The sequence below is a fragment of the Halomonas sp. B23F22_20 genome (assembly GCF_043496985.1).
In the GTDB taxonomy this organism is placed as follows: Bacteria; Pseudomonadota; Gammaproteobacteria; order Pseudomonadales; family Halomonadaceae; genus Halomonas.
Genome location: NZ_JBIEKH010000018.1, coordinates 1 through 13,082, shown reverse-complemented (window position 1 = coordinate 13,082; position 13,082 = coordinate 1). Strand labels below are relative to the sequence as shown.

Here is a 13,082-nt window from a genome sequence, read left to right as displayed (position 1 = left end):
AAGAGCCCCCGCCGGCACGCTGCCGGCGGGGGCTCATCGTTTCAGAACATGGAGATACGTCTCAGCCGAGGATATCGGTCAAGGCATCCTCCAGGGTCGGAAAGCGGAAGGTGAAGCCGGCCTCTTCCAGGCGCGCCGGGCGCATGTCGGCGCCGGTCAGCAGCAGCCGCGACATCTCGCCGAAAGCGATCTCCAGCGCCTTGGCCGGCACCGGCAGCAGCGCCGGGCGGTGCAGGTGACGGGCCAGCAGACGGGTGAACACGGCATTGGTGACCGGGTGCGGGGCGCTGCCATTGAAGGCCCCGTCGATATCATCGCGCTCGATGAGAAAGAGGATGGCGCCCACCAGGTCCTGACGATGCACCCAGGGCATGAACTGGCGACCGTCGCCGAAGCGCCCGCCCAGGCCCAGGCGAAAGGGCGGCAGCATGCGCTGCAGCACGCCGCCGCCGGCGTCCAGCACCAGCCCCAGCCGCAGGATCGCAAGCCGCGTGCCATGGGCGGTGACGCCTTGCGCGGCCTCCTCCCAGCGTCGGCACAGGCGATGGGCGAACTCGTCGTGGGGCGGCGTTTCCTCGGTCACTGCCGCGTCGCCCTGATCGCCGTAGTAGCCCATGGCCGAGGCCGACACCATCACCCGCGGGGCACTCCCTTGGGTGGCCTCCAGTTGCTCGCAGAGCTGCACCAGTTCACGGGTGGCATCGAGCCGGGAATCGAGCAGCCGCTGCTTCTGCGCCTCGCTCCAGCGCTTGCCGGCGATCGACTCACCTGCCAGGTTGACCAGCGCCTCCGGCGGCGCGTCGACGAAGTCCAGTGCCGAGCGTCTAACGTCGGCGCCCTCGGGCAGGCGTATCCGAGCCTGCGCCGGGTCTCGAGACACCACCTGGACCCGATGCCCTGCCTCGACGAGCCGGCGACACAGCGCCTGACCGACGAAACCACTGCCACCAGTGATCAGCACGCGCATATGATTCTCCCTGTCACGCGATGCATGGGTGTTATACAGCTGTTGTACACCTCTGCTAGTCTAGCGGTAAAGTCGCGCCGCTGCAGGACCAGCCCCGCCGGCGGCACCCAAGAGGAGACCCACCGCGATGACCGATGCCCTGATCCTGATGGCCCACGGCTCCAGCGACCCCAACTGGCGGGCGCCCTTCGAACGCCTGGCCGAGCAACTGAGCGCACGCCTCTCCACGCCGCTGCGACTGGCCTACATGGAAATCTGCGCCCCCTCATTGGAGGATACCGTGGCGGAACTCGCGGCCGAAGGGACCACCCGTGCCGAGATCCTGCCGCTGTTCTTCGCCGCCGGCCGTCATCTGCGCCGCGACGTGCCCGCCCAGGTGGCCGCCCTGGGCGAAGCTCACCCCGAACTGAGCCTGACCCTGCTGCCGCCGGTGGGCGAACATCCCGCCTTCGTCGAGGCCCTGGCGGCCGTGATCGCCGAGCGGGCCGGTGAGCCAGAGTGAGTCGACGTGTTGTACATCGCTCGGATTTTGTACAAAATTATCGACTGAACGCCCTTTTCCCGTCATCGACTCCACTACCGAGGCAGAGACGCGCATGAGCGATCAGGCGAACCACCCGGCCGATGCGCCGCTCTATCCGATTCGCGAGGTCTCGCGCCTGACCGGCGTCAACGCCGTAACGCTACGCGCCTGGGAGCGTCGCTATGGACTGATCCGCCCCAAGCGCACGCCCAAGGGCCATCGTCTCTACGCCAAGGACGACATCGCGCGGGTCGAGCGAATCCTGCAATGGCTCAATCGTGGCGTCCCGGTCAGTCAGGTGCGCGAACTCCTCGAGCAGCCCGAGGCCGTGGAGGCGCCGCCCCCCGCGGCTGGCGACTGGGAGAACCAGCGTCACCAGTTGATCACCGCCGTGGAGGCGCTCGACCTCGAACGCCTGGAAGCGCTGTTCAATCAGGGACTGGCGCTCTATCCGGTAACCACTTGCCTCGATGAGCTGTGGCAACCGGTGCTCCGCGAGCTGGAGGAACGCTGGGACGATCGCCTGGGCGCAGACCTTCAGCGCCGCGCCCTCGAATCCTTCCTGCGCACCCGTATCGGCACGCGCCTCTATCACGCCAATGCCCTGGCCAGCGGGCCGACGCTGCTGATCGTGCCGCTGCCCGACGATGGCCCGCTGTGGGGGCTGCTCGCCGCCCTGGCCGCCGCCGATCGAGGCTATCGCGTGCAGTGGCTGGACGCGCCCCTGCCGGCCCAGGAGCTGCCGCTCGCCGTGGAGCGCTTCCATGCCCAGGCCCTGCTGCTGGCCAGCGGCCGCGCCGAGCGCGCCGATCTGGTGCGCCGCCAGCTACCGCGACTGGCCGAGCAGCTCGAGGTGCCGCTGACCCTCTGCGGGCCGGTCGCCCGCATCCGACAGGGCGATCTTGAGGGCTCCGGCGTGGAAGTGCTCGGCGACGACCTGACCCACGCCATGAAGCGCCTGACCTCCCTGACCCAAGCCGCCTGAACGGAGACGCCGATGTCCCCGACCCTGGTCTGGTTCCGTAGTGACCTGCGCATCCACGACAACACCGCCCTGGCCGCGGCGGCCCAACGCGGGCCGGTAATCGGCGTCTTCCTGCGCTGCGCGCCCCAGTGGCGCGAGCACGGCCACGGCGCCAACAAGCTCGACTTCTGGCGGCGCGGCGTCACAGCGCTCTCCGAATCGCTGGCCGGGCTCAATATTCCCCTGCTGCATCGCGATATCGAGCGCTTCGACCAGGCCCCGGCGACGCTGCTAACCCTGGCTCGGGAGCTCGGCGCCGAGGCCCTGCACTTCAACCGCGAGTACCCGCTCGACGAGGCACGCCGCGACGCCGCGGTGATCGAGGCCTTCGAGCACGCCGGCCTGGCCGCCCACGGCCATCGCGACGCCGTGGCCTTCGCCCCGGGCGAGCTGCTCACCGGCAAGGGGGATTTCTATGGCGTCTTCACGCCCTTTGCCAAGGCCTGGCACAAGGCGATCACCGCCGACCGCCTGGCACTGCACGATGCCCCCGAGCCCCAAGCCAGGCTGTCCATCGACGCCGATCCGATTCCCGAGCTGCCCGAACTCGAGGACACGCCCATCGACGGCCGCCGGTGGCCAGCCGGCGAGAGTCCCGCCGCGGATCGCCTGGAGCGCTTCCTGCGCTTTCGCGGCCGGTACTACGACGACCAGCGCGACTTCCCGGCGATCCGCGGCACCAGCGAGCTCTCGCCCTATCTGGCGCTGGGCATGATCTCTCATCGGCAGTGCATGCAGGCGGTGATGGCCGAGAACGACGGCGCCCTGGCCGACGGCGACGCCGGCCTCACGGCCTGGGTCGGCGAGCTGATCTGGCGCGAGTTCTACCAGCACATCGCCGCGGGCTTCCCCAGGGTATGCCGCCATCGCGCCTTCCAGCGCCACACCGAGGCGCTGCCGTGGCGCGACGACGAGGCCGGCTTCCAGGCCTGGTGCGAGGGACGCACCGGCTATCCCATCGTCGATGCCGCCATGCGCCAGCTCGTCGCCACCGGCTGGATGCACAACCGGCTGCGCATGGTCACCGCCATGTTCCTGTCCAAGCACCTGCTGATCGACTGGCGCCGCGGCGAGGCCTTCTTCCTGCGCCACCTGGTCGACGGCGAGTTCGGCGCCAACAACGGCGGCTGGCAGTGGGCCGCCTCCACCGGCACCGATGCCGCGCCCTACTTCCGCATCTTCAACCCCACCACCCAGTCCCAGCGCTTCGATCCGGAGGGCCGGTTCCTCGCCGAGTGGCTACCCGAGCTCGACGAGCTGCCGCCCAAGGCCCGCCACGCCCCGAACGGCGACCTGCTGAGCAGCGTCGACTATCCAGCGCCGATCGTCGAGCACAAGGCCGCCCGCGCCCGGGCGCTGGACGCGTTCAAGAACCTGCCCGCCTCCTGAGGCGGGCGCCGCCCGCCTCTCTCTTCTTCACCGCCCAGGAGGTCGTCATGGCACCGGACCCGGCACTGGAGGCCTTCTGCGCCTTCTACAACAAGCTGGACAAATCCTGTACAAAAAATCTGCACAAGATATATACTCAAAACGTCAGTTTCGTCGATCCGTTGCATCGCATCGACGGGCTGTCGGCCCTGGAGCGCGACTTCGCTGGCTTGTACGAGAACGTGACGACATGTCGATTCGTCTTTCACGAGCAGCAGCGGCTCGGCAATGTCGCCTTCGTGACCTGGACGATGCACCTGGCTCACCGCCGCCTGGCAAGGGGCAAGGAGATCACGGTGGAGGGCGCCTCGAGACTGGTCTTCGCGGCCGACGGTTCGGGGCGAGTGTGCCACCACCGGGACTACTTCGATGCCGGCGAGCTGCTCTACGAACGACTGCCGCTGCTGGGTTCGCTGGTGCGCTGGACGAAGCGCCACGCCGCGGGAGGCTGAAACCGATACACCGCCTCTCGCGTATCCACCGAGAGAGAGGATGCGCCACGATGAGAGGAGGCAAGATGACGGCACCCCACACGCCCCGCTGCATATGGCTGACCGGCGCCACCTCCGGTATCGGTCACGCCGTGGCGACGCGGCTGCTCGATCAAGGCCATAGGGTCGCCCTCAGCGCCCGCCGCCACGACGCTCTGGAGGCACTTGCCGGCGACCGCGACAACGCCCTGCTGCTGCCGCTGGACGTCAGCGACCGCGACGCCGTGCTGGCCGCCGGTGACCGCATCGCCGCCCGCTTCGGGCGCCTCGACCTGGCGCTGTTCAATGCCGGCACCTGCGAGTATCTGGACGCCAGGCATTTCGATTCCGAGCTGTTCATGCGCGTGTTCTCGGCCAACCTCTTCGGCGTCATCCATGGCGTGGAGGCCGCGCTACCGCTGCTGCGTCAGGCACGGGCCCAGGGCATCAGACCGCTGCTGGCCGCTACTTCCAGCGCCTCGGCCTACCTGCCGTTGCCGCGTGCCGAGGCCTACGGCGCCTCCAAGGCGGCGCTCAGCCATTTCCTGGAGTCCCTGCGCCTCGACCTGGCTGGCGAGGGGATCGATGTCAGCATCATTCACCCCGGGTTCGTGAAGACGCCCCTCACCGACCGCAACGATTTTCCGATGCCGATGCGCGTCGGCGTCGATCAGGCCGCCGAGGCGATCCTCAAGGGCCTCGAAGCACATCGCCTGGACATCCACTTCCCACGCCGCTTCACCCTGGCGCTGAAGCTGCTGGGCATCCTGCCGCCGGGGCTGCGCTTCCGCCTCGGCAGGCGCCTGGCCCGCGATTCCGCCGCTACGGAGACCTCGTCATGACGTCGCTCGCCGGACCCTCTTCGCCCCAACGCCGCCAGCGTATCGCGGTGATCGGCAGCGGCATCGCCGGCATGGCCGCCGGCTGGTACCTGTCATCCCGGCACGAGGTCACGCTGTTCGAGGCCGCCCCTCGGCTCGGCGGCCACACCGCTACCGTGGATGTCGAGCTCGAGGGCCGTCATTACGCCATCGACACTGGCTTCATCGTCTTCAACGACTGGACCTATCCTCACTTCCAGCGCCTGCTGGATACCCTTGGGGTGGCCAGCCAAGCCACCGAGATGAGCTTCTCGGTGCACGAAACGGCGCGCGACTTCGAATACAATGGTCACAGCCTGCCACGGCTGTTCGCCCAGTGGACGAACCTGCTGCGGCCGAGCTTCCACGGCCTGCTGCGCGACATCCTGCGCTTCAACCGCGAGGCCACTGAGGCGATAGTCGACGACCGGCTGCCGGCGGACCTGACCCTCGGCGAGTACCTGGACGCCGGCGGCTACGGCGAGGGCTTCCAGCGCCACTACCTGCTGCCGATGGGCGCGGCCATTTGGTCTGCCAGCATCGGCGAGCTGCGCGCCTTCCCGGCGCGCTTCTTCGTGCGCTTCTTCCATCACCACGGCCTGCTGTCGGTCAACGAACGGCCGCAGTGGTACACCCTGGTCGGTGGCTCGCGGTCCTATATCCCGGCGCTGACCGCGCCCTACGCCGAGCGCATCCGGCTGGCGACCCCGGTGCGCGGCCTTCGCCGCGGCGACGACGGGGTATACGTGCGCAGCGACGCCGGCGAGGAACGCTTCGATCAGGTGGTGTTGGCCTGCCACGCCGACCAGGCCCTGGCATTGCTCGACGATGCCAGCCCCAACGAGCGGGCGATCCTGGGCGACCTGCCGTACCAAGACAACGAGGTGGTGCTGCACACCGACACCCGACTGCTGCCGCGCCGCAAGCGCGCCTGGGCGAGCTGGAACTACCGGCTCGACGGCCGCGGCGACGACGCCCGGGTCTCGGTGACCTATGACATGAACATCCTGCAGCGCATCACGGCACCGCACACCTTCTGCGTGACCCTGAACGACGACGACAGCATCGATCCGGCCAAGATCCTGGGACGCTACACCTATGCCCACCCACAGTTCAGCCTCGCCGGCATGAACGCTCAGGCCCGCCACGCCGAAATCTCCGGGCCGGGCCGGCGTACCCACTTCTGCGGCGCCTACTGGCGCAACGGCTTCCACGAGGACGGCGTATGGAGCGCTCTGCGGGTCGCCCGGTCGCTGGGCTGCGATCCCGACGCCCCCGCCTCCGCCCATGCGGCCACGGAGGTGCCGGCATGATCCGCGCCCCGCGCTCGCGCATCTACCGCGGCTGGCTACGCCATCGCCGTTTCCTGCCCCGCTCCCACACCTTTCGCTACCGGCTATGGATGGCCTGGCTAGACCTCGATGAGCTGCCGGAGCTGTTCGACGGCGTGCCCGGCTTCAGCGCCCGGCGTCCGGCGCTGGCGCGCTTCCGTCGCGAGGACTACCTGGCGCCCCACGACCGGCCGCTCAAGGACGCCGTGCGCGCCGAGCTGACGCGACTGCTGGGCGACGCCCCGGACGGACGCATCTGCCTGCTCACCCAGCTGCGCACCCTCGGCGTGGGCTTCAATCCGGTGTCGCTGTACTACGCCTATGACGCCCGCGGAGAACTGCGCGCCCTGCTCGGCGAGGTCAGCAATACGCCCTGGGGCGAGCGCACCACCTATGCCTGCCGGGTCGAGCCGCGGCGCCACGGCCATCGCGCCGAGTTCGACAAGGCCATGCACGTTTCGCCGTTCAATCCCATGGACATGCGCTATCGCTGGCGCTTCGACACGCCCGGCGAGCGCCTGACCCTGCACATGGAGACCTGGCGAGACGACGAGCGTCACTTCGACGCCACCCTGAGCCTGGAGGCCCGCCCGGCCACCCGCGGCGTGCTGCTGGCCACCCTCGCCCGCCACCCGGCCATGGCGCTGAAGACCGTCGCCGGCATCCACTTCGAGGCCTTGCGCCTGTGGCTCAAGCGCGTCCCCGTCCACGATCACCCCCGCCATCAGGAGAGTTCGCCGTGAACACACGCACCGCCAACGCCCGTCCACTGCCGGCCGAAGGCGACCGCCTGACGCGCTGGCTCAAGGCTCGCCTGATCACCCAGCTGGATCGGCTGGAAGGCGGCGAGATCACCCTGATCGAGGGCCACCAGCGCCATCGCCTGGGCCGCGGCGGCCCGCTCTCGGTGACCTTGGTGGTCCGCGACTCGCGGGCCTGGCGGCGCCTGGCGCTGGGCGGCACCGTAGGCGCCGGCGAGGCCTACATGGACGGCGACTGGGACGCCGATGATCCGGTGGCCCTGGTGCGGCTGTTTGCCGCCAACCTGGAGCGGGTCAACGGCGAGATGGAGGGCGGCCTGGCGGGCGCCGGCCGCTGGCTACTCGGCGCCCTTTATCGGCTGCAGCGTAACAGCCTGAACGGCTCGCGGCGCAACATTGCCGCCCACTACGACATCGGCAACGAGCTGTTCGCGACCTTCCTCGATCGCCACCACTGGATGTACTCCAGTGCCGTCTTCCCCGGCGCCGACGCCAGCCTCGAGGAAGCCTCGACCCACAAGCTCGACCTGATGCTCGAACGCCTCGATGTGCGTCCACACCATCACCTGCTGGAGATCGGCACCGGCTGGGGCGGGCTGGCCATCCACGCCGCCCGAACCCGCGGCTGCCGGGTCACCACCACCACCATCTCCGACGAGCAGTACGCCCACACCGCCCGGCGGCTGGCCGAGGAGGGCCTGGCGGACCGCGTCACCCTGCTCAAGCGCGACTACCGCGAGCTGGAGGGCCGCTACGACCGGCTGATCTCGGTAGAAATGATCGAGGCGGTCGGCCACCAGTATCTGGACACCTACCTGGGCACCCTTGACCGGCTGCTGACCGACGACGGCATGGCCATGCTGCAGGCCATCACCATCCGCGACCAGCGCTACGAGGCCGCCAAGCGCGAGATGGACTTCATCAAGCGCTACATCTTCCCCGGGGGCTTCCTACCCTCCCACCGGGCGCTTCTCGACGGCCTGACCCGATGCACCTCGCTGAACCTGGTGAGCCTGGACGAGATCGGTCTTCACTACGCCCGCACCCTGCGCGAGTGGCGGCACCGCTTCGAGGCCAACCTGGATACCGTGCGACGGCTCGGCTACGACGAGCGTTTCATCCGCATGTGGCGCTACTACCTGTGCTACTGCGAGGGTGGTTTCCTGGAGCGCACCATCGGCACCAGTCAGTGGCTACTGGCCAAACCCGGCGCCCACCCGGCGCCGCTCACGGGGGCGGTGTGACGCGCGAGATCTGGCGTGCGCTGGCCAACCTGGCCGGCTTCCAGCTGGGCTGGCTGAGCTGCGTGCTGGGCGGCAGCCTGGCGGGGCTGGCGGTCGCGGGCGGGATCCTCGTGGCCCACCTACGCTGGCAGGCAGGTCCCGGGGAGTGGCGCTGGCTCGCGGGGTTTGCGGGGTTGGGGCTGGCGGTCGACGGCGGCCTGGCCCTGGCCGGCGGCTTCCGCTTTCCAGCGGATCCGCTCACTCTGGGACCCTTGCCGCTATGGCTGTGGCTGCTGTGGCCGCTGTTCGCCACCCTGCTGCACCATTCGCTGGCCTGGCTGTGGCGCCACCCCTGGCTGGCAGTGGCCGGCGGCGCCACCAGCGGACCGCTCTCCTACTATGCCGGCGCCGAGCTCGCCGGCGTCACCCTCGCCCCCTGGCTGCTGGTCGCCGAGGCCCTTTGCTGGGCGCTGCTATGCCTGTGGCTGAGCCATCGTCTCGGCCGGCGCGGCGGGTTCGCCCAGCGCGACTGATACGCGCTCACGCCAGCGCGCCTCCAGGTCGTGCACGGTCAGCGGCCGGTCGTAGAGAAAGCCCTGCACTAGCTCACAGCCCATCGAGCGCAGGAAATCCCGCTGAGCGTGCGTCTCCACGCCCTCGGCCACCACTTCAAGGCCCAACCCACGGGCCATGGCCAGCACCGCGTCGACGATGGCGGCATCGGCCCGGTTGTCGGGCAAGGCCCGCACGAAGGCGCGATCGAGCTTGAGCTTGTCCAGCGGCAGATGCTTGAGGTAGCCGAGCGAGGAATAGCCGGTGCCAAAGTCGTCGATGGCGACCGGATGGCCGCGCTCGCGCAGCGCCTCGAGACGCGGCGCCACGTCGCCGGCACGTTCGTCGAGCAGTACCGATTCGGTCAGCTCGAGGCCCAACAGTCGGGCCGGCACGTCGTGACGCGCCAGGCCGGCGGCGAGCGCCGCCTCCAGATCGCCCTGGAACAGCTGCATGGCCGAGATATTGATCCATACCGGCACCTCGAGCATCGACTGCTGACGCCAGTGGGCGAGCTGCGCCAGGGCCTGGTCGATCACCCAGTTGCCCAGCGACGCCATCAGGCCATGGCGCTCGGCCAGGGGGATGAACTCCCCCGGGGAGATCATGCCATCGCGTGGATGTCGCCAGCGCAGCAACGCCTCGAGGCCGGCCAGGCCATCGTCGGCCAGACGATACTGGGGCTGGTAGTGAAGCTCCAACTGGCCGCCGGTGGCCAGCGCGTTGCGCAACTCGTTGACCAGCGCCAGGCGAGGGCTGTCCTGAACATCCAGCGCCGGGCGGAAACGCAGACAGTGGTTGCGACCGTGGCGCTTGGCGGCATACAACGCCGACTCCAGGCGCTGAAACAGCACGCCCGAGTCGCGGCCATCCTCCGGGGCCCGGCAGCTGCCGACGGTCACCCCCAGGCGCAGGGAGTGGCCATCGAGCTCGAAGGGCTCGCCAAGGTGAGCCTGCAGGCTGGCCACCCATTGTTCGTGGTCGTCGAAAGTGGTGGTGCGGATGACCATGAACTCGTCGCCGCCCAGTCGGCCCACCACGCCGCCGGCCACGTAGCGCGCCAGACGCTCGCCGACCCGCGCCAGCAGGCGGTCGCCGTGCTCGACGCCGAGGCCGTCGTTGACCTCCTTGAAGCCATCGATGTCGATCATCGCCATGTCCAAGCTCTCACCGGCCTGGAGGTGGCGCAGCCGCGAGGTCAGCAGGTCGTGCAGGCGCCGCCGATTGGGCAGCCCGGTGAGCGGATCCTCGAAACCGATGCGGCGCAGGTCGCGCTCGCGGGCCTTGCGCATGGAGATATCCGAGAACAGGCACACATAGTGGCGCACTCGACCGTTGTCGTCGGTCACCGCTCGAACCTTGAGCCATTCGGGATACTCGTCGCCCTGCTTACGCCGGTTCCAGATCTCGCCCTCCCAGCGCCCGGTGCTTTGCAGGGTCTGCCAGTAGCGCTCGAAGAACGCCTTGTCGTGACGCGGTGCGGCCAGGGAAGCCACATTGAGTCCACTCACCTCATCCTGCTCGTAGCCGGTGATCTGGGTGAAGGCCGGGTTGACCACCAGGATGCGATTGGCCGCATCGGTCACGATCACGCCTTCCTCGGTCAGGGTCAGCGCCTCTTGGCCCAGGCGCGCCCGCAGGTGCTCCTGACGGACCTGTCGCCAGGCATCCCACAGGCCTACCGCCGCAATGAGCACGGCAGCCAGTCGCAGCCCGAGGTCGGGCAGCCAGACGCTGGCCGACAGGACAGCCAGGGCGCCCCACATCAACGGGCGATTGAGCGAAAAGACGGGCCACATGGCTTCGGCCTCGGCATGGTGAACATGGATGATATCCCCCTGCGCGAGGGAGATGCCGCCGAACTTATATCGGCCGATACTGACGGAACTGTACCCCGATGGGCGACCGAAAGCGTCCAACGCCTTGCCTGGGGTGCATTCGCGGGACGCGAACAGTAGACTAGGCGGGGCCGCCTGGGCGGCCGCATGCCGTTCGCTCACGGCATACCATCACCTCGACACTCGGAACGATTCAGTGACCAAGCAACATTCCTTTGATCGCGAAGCACTGCTGGCATGCAGCCGTGGCGAGCTGTTCGGCCCCGGCAACGCCCAACTGCCGGCACCCAACATGCTGATGCTCGACCGCATCAGGCACATCCATGAAGAGGGTGGCGAACACGGCAAGGGCGAACTGATCGCCGAGCTGGATATCCGCCCGGACCTGTGGTTCTTCGATTGCCACTTCCCCGGCGATCCGGTGATGCCCGGCTGCCTGGGCCTCGATGCCATGTGGCAGCTGGTCGGCTTCTACCTGGGCTGGCTGGGGCATCCCGGCCGTGGCCGCGCCCTGGGCTGCGGCGAGGTCAAGTTCAGCGGTCAGATCCTGCCGGATGCCGAGAAGGTGACCTATCGCATCAACATCAAGCGCATCATCACCCGGCGCCTGATCCTGGGCATCGCCGACGGCACCGTGTCCGTGGACGGCCGCGACATCTATCAGGCCAACGACCTGCGGGTCGGCCTGTTCACCTCCACCGCGAATTTCTGATCAGGAGGCTCCCATGCGACGAGTGGTAGTCACCGGCCTGGGCATCGTGTCCTGCCTGGGCAACGACGCACAACAGGTTCTCGACGCCCTGCGGTCAGGGCGCTCAGGCATTCGCTTCAAGGATGACTACGCCGAGCGGGGCTTCCGCAGCCAGGTAGCCGGCGTCGTCGATATCGACCTGGAGACCCTGGTCGACCGCAAGCTGCGTCGCTTCATGGGCGATGCCGCGGCCTACGCCTATGTCAGCATGGCCCAGGCCATCGAGGACTCCGGCCTCACGCCGGAACAGGTCTCCAACGAGCGCACCGGCCTGATCGCCGGCTCCGGCGGCGCCTCCAGCGCCAACCAGGTAGAAGCCGCCGACGTGATGCGCGAGAAGGGCCTGCGCCGCGTAGGCCCCTATCGGGTCACACGGACCATGGGCAGCACCGTCTCCGCCTGCCTGGCCACGCCGTTCAAGATCAAGGGCGTCAACTACTCCATTTCCTCGGCCTGCGCCACCTCGGCCCACTGCATCGGCAGCGCCATGGAGCAGATTCAGCTCGGCAAGCAGGACGTGGTCTTCGCCGGCGGCGGCGAGGAAGAACACTGGACGCTGTCCTGCCTGTTCGACGCCATGGGCGCGCTGTCGACCCATTACAACGAGACGCCGGAGAAGGCGTCACGCCCCTATGACCAGGCCCGCGACGGCTTCGTCATTGCTGGCGGCGGCGGCATGCTGGTGCTCGAGGAACTGGAACATGCCAAGGCCCGCGGCGCCAGGATCTACGCCGAGCTGGTGGGTTACGGCGCCACCTCGGACGGCTACGACATGGTCGCGCCGTCCGGCGAGGGGGCGGTGCGCTGCATGCGTCAGGCCATGGCCACGGTCGACGGCGACATCGACTACATCAATACCCACGGCACCTCCACGCCGGTGGGCGACGTCGCCGAGCTCAAGGCGGTTCGCGAGGTATTCGGCAACTCCACACCGGCGATGAGCTCCACCAAGTCGCTGACCGGCCACTCTCTGGGTGCCACCGGCGTGCAGGAAGCGATCTACTCGCTGCTGATGATGGAGAACGACTTCATCACCGCCTCCGCCAACGTGGAACAGCTCGACGAGCAGGCCGACGGCTTCGACATCGTCACCGAGACCCGCGACGCCAGCATCGAGCGCGTGCTGTCCAACAGCTTCGGCTTCGGCGGCACCAACGCCTGCCTGGTGCTGCAGAAGTATCGCGACTGATCGCCCGACGCGACGCTGGAAAACGAAGAGGCGCCCCGCGCAGGCCGTGTCAAAACACAACCTCGGCTGGCACACTGCCCATCAGGTTTCCTGATGGGCAGTTTTCATCATGGCACGCTATATCACCGGCGCGTCTCGCGAGCAGCTCGATCTGCTGCCCCCTTC

Annotated in this window: 13 protein-coding genes; 11 read left to right on the top strand and 2 right to left on the bottom strand. The window is 68.5% G+C overall.

Going from position 1 to position 13,082, the window contains the following annotated elements:
- Positions 1-61 precede the first annotated feature (61 nt).
- Positions 62-967, bottom strand: coding sequence for a TIGR01777 family oxidoreductase (locus ACGTN6_RS15120; RefSeq protein WP_394593028.1), 906 nt, complete (start codon positions 965-967; stop codon positions 62-64).
- Between the two features lie 127 nt (positions 968-1,094).
- Here ACGTN6_RS15120 and ACGTN6_RS15115 point away from each other — a divergent pair, with 127 nt between their 5' ends.
- The 9 genes from ACGTN6_RS15115 to ACGTN6_RS15075 all read left to right on the top strand — a co-directional run bounded on the left by ACGTN6_RS15115 (position 1,095) and on the right by ACGTN6_RS15075 (position 9,120).
- Positions 1,095-1,469 carry a sirohydrochlorin chelatase gene (locus ACGTN6_RS15115; RefSeq protein ID WP_394593026.1) on the top strand — a complete coding sequence of 125 codons (375 nt, stop codon included), beginning with the start codon at positions 1,095-1,097 and terminating at the stop codon, positions 1,467-1,469.
- Positions 1,470-1,563: 94 nt separating this feature from the next.
- A complete protein-coding gene (locus tag ACGTN6_RS15110) occupies positions 1,564-2,475 on the top strand; it encodes a MerR family transcriptional regulator (protein WP_394593024.1) in 912 nt (303 codons plus the stop codon).
- A 12-nt stretch (positions 2,476-2,487) separates the two neighbouring features.
- The gene (gene phrB / locus ACGTN6_RS15105) at positions 2,488-3,903 is read left to right on the top strand and encodes a deoxyribodipyrimidine photo-lyase (protein WP_394593023.1); all 1,416 of its coding nucleotides are present in this window, start codon (positions 2,488-2,490) and stop codon (positions 3,901-3,903) included.
- 47 nt (positions 3,904-3,950) lie between these two features.
- Positions 3,951-4,394, top strand: coding sequence for a nuclear transport factor 2 family protein (locus tag ACGTN6_RS15100; RefSeq protein WP_394593021.1), 444 nt, complete (start codon positions 3,951-3,953; stop codon positions 4,392-4,394).
- 65 nt (positions 4,395-4,459) lie between these two features.
- Positions 4,460-5,254 carry an SDR family NAD(P)-dependent oxidoreductase gene (locus ACGTN6_RS15095; protein ID WP_394593019.1) on the top strand — a complete coding sequence of 265 codons (795 nt, stop codon included), beginning with the start codon at positions 4,460-4,462 and terminating at the stop codon, positions 5,252-5,254.
- Complete coding sequence (locus ACGTN6_RS15090) at positions 5,251-6,585, top strand: NAD(P)/FAD-dependent oxidoreductase (RefSeq protein ID WP_394593017.1); 1,335 nt, start codon at positions 5,251-5,253, stop codon at positions 6,583-6,585. Before ACGTN6_RS15095 ends, ACGTN6_RS15090 begins: the two co-directional genes overlap by 4 nt.
- Positions 6,582-7,346 (top strand): DUF1365 domain-containing protein, encoded by a 765-nt coding sequence (locus ACGTN6_RS15085; RefSeq protein WP_394593014.1) that lies wholly within the window; start codon positions 6,582-6,584, stop codon positions 7,344-7,346. The genes ACGTN6_RS15090 and ACGTN6_RS15085 overlap by 4 nt, the downstream gene beginning before the upstream one ends.
- Positions 7,343-8,608: a class I SAM-dependent methyltransferase gene (locus tag ACGTN6_RS15080; protein WP_394593011.1), complete on the top strand. Its 1,266-nt coding sequence runs from the start codon at positions 7,343-7,345 to the stop codon at positions 8,606-8,608. The genes ACGTN6_RS15085 and ACGTN6_RS15080 overlap by 4 nt, the downstream gene beginning before the upstream one ends.
- The gene (locus ACGTN6_RS15075; protein WP_394593008.1) at positions 8,605-9,120 is read left to right on the top strand and encodes a DUF2878 domain-containing protein; all 516 of its coding nucleotides are present in this window, start codon (positions 8,605-8,607) and stop codon (positions 9,118-9,120) included. Before ACGTN6_RS15080 ends, ACGTN6_RS15075 begins: the two co-directional genes overlap by 4 nt.
- On the opposite strand, the gene ACGTN6_RS15070 is transcribed toward ACGTN6_RS15075, so the two are convergent.
- A complete protein-coding gene (locus tag ACGTN6_RS15070; protein ID WP_394593005.1) occupies positions 9,061-10,938 on the bottom strand; it encodes a putative bifunctional diguanylate cyclase/phosphodiesterase in 1,878 nt (625 codons plus the stop codon). The genes ACGTN6_RS15075 and ACGTN6_RS15070 overlap by 60 nt on opposite strands.
- A 235-nt stretch (positions 10,939-11,173) precedes the next feature.
- On the opposite strand from ACGTN6_RS15070, the gene fabA reads away from it, so the two are divergent.
- Positions 11,174-11,689: a 3-hydroxyacyl-[acyl-carrier-protein] dehydratase FabA gene (gene fabA, locus ACGTN6_RS15065; RefSeq protein WP_394593003.1), complete on the top strand. Its 516-nt coding sequence runs from the start codon at positions 11,174-11,176 to the stop codon at positions 11,687-11,689.
- Between the two features lie 13 nt (positions 11,690-11,702).
- The gene (gene fabB / locus ACGTN6_RS15060; RefSeq protein WP_394593000.1) at positions 11,703-12,917 is read left to right on the top strand and encodes a beta-ketoacyl-ACP synthase I; all 1,215 of its coding nucleotides are present in this window, start codon (positions 11,703-11,705) and stop codon (positions 12,915-12,917) included.
- Positions 12,918-13,082 lie beyond the last annotated feature (165 nt).

What these genes read in the sequence shown, in the direction of transcription:
- fabB (WP_394593000.1), top strand. Translation starts at nt 11,703, where the DNA reads ATGCGACGAGTGGTAGTCACCGGCCTGGGCATCGTGTCCTGCCTGGGC.
- ACGTN6_RS15070 (WP_394593005.1), bottom strand. Translation starts at nt 10,938, where the DNA reads ATGTGGCCCGTCTTTTCGCTCAATCGCCCGTTGATGTGGGGCGCCCTG.
- ACGTN6_RS15085 (WP_394593014.1), top strand. Translation starts at nt 6,582, where the DNA reads ATGATCCGCGCCCCGCGCTCGCGCATCTACCGCGGCTGGCTACGCCAT.
- ACGTN6_RS15095 (WP_394593019.1), top strand. Translation starts at nt 4,460, where the DNA reads ATGACGGCACCCCACACGCCCCGCTGCATATGGCTGACCGGCGCCACC.
- ACGTN6_RS15090 (WP_394593017.1), top strand. Translation starts at nt 5,251, where the DNA reads ATGACGTCGCTCGCCGGACCCTCTTCGCCCCAACGCCGCCAGCGTATC.
- ACGTN6_RS15120 (WP_394593028.1), bottom strand. Translation starts at nt 967, where the DNA reads ATGCGCGTGCTGATCACTGGTGGCAGTGGTTTCGTCGGTCAGGCGCTG.
- ACGTN6_RS15100 (WP_394593021.1), top strand. Translation starts at nt 3,951, where the DNA reads ATGGCACCGGACCCGGCACTGGAGGCCTTCTGCGCCTTCTACAACAAG.
- phrB (WP_394593023.1), top strand. Translation starts at nt 2,488, where the DNA reads ATGTCCCCGACCCTGGTCTGGTTCCGTAGTGACCTGCGCATCCACGAC.
- ACGTN6_RS15115 (WP_394593026.1), top strand. Translation starts at nt 1,095, where the DNA reads ATGACCGATGCCCTGATCCTGATGGCCCACGGCTCCAGCGACCCCAAC.
- ACGTN6_RS15110 (WP_394593024.1), top strand. Translation starts at nt 1,564, where the DNA reads ATGAGCGATCAGGCGAACCACCCGGCCGATGCGCCGCTCTATCCGATT.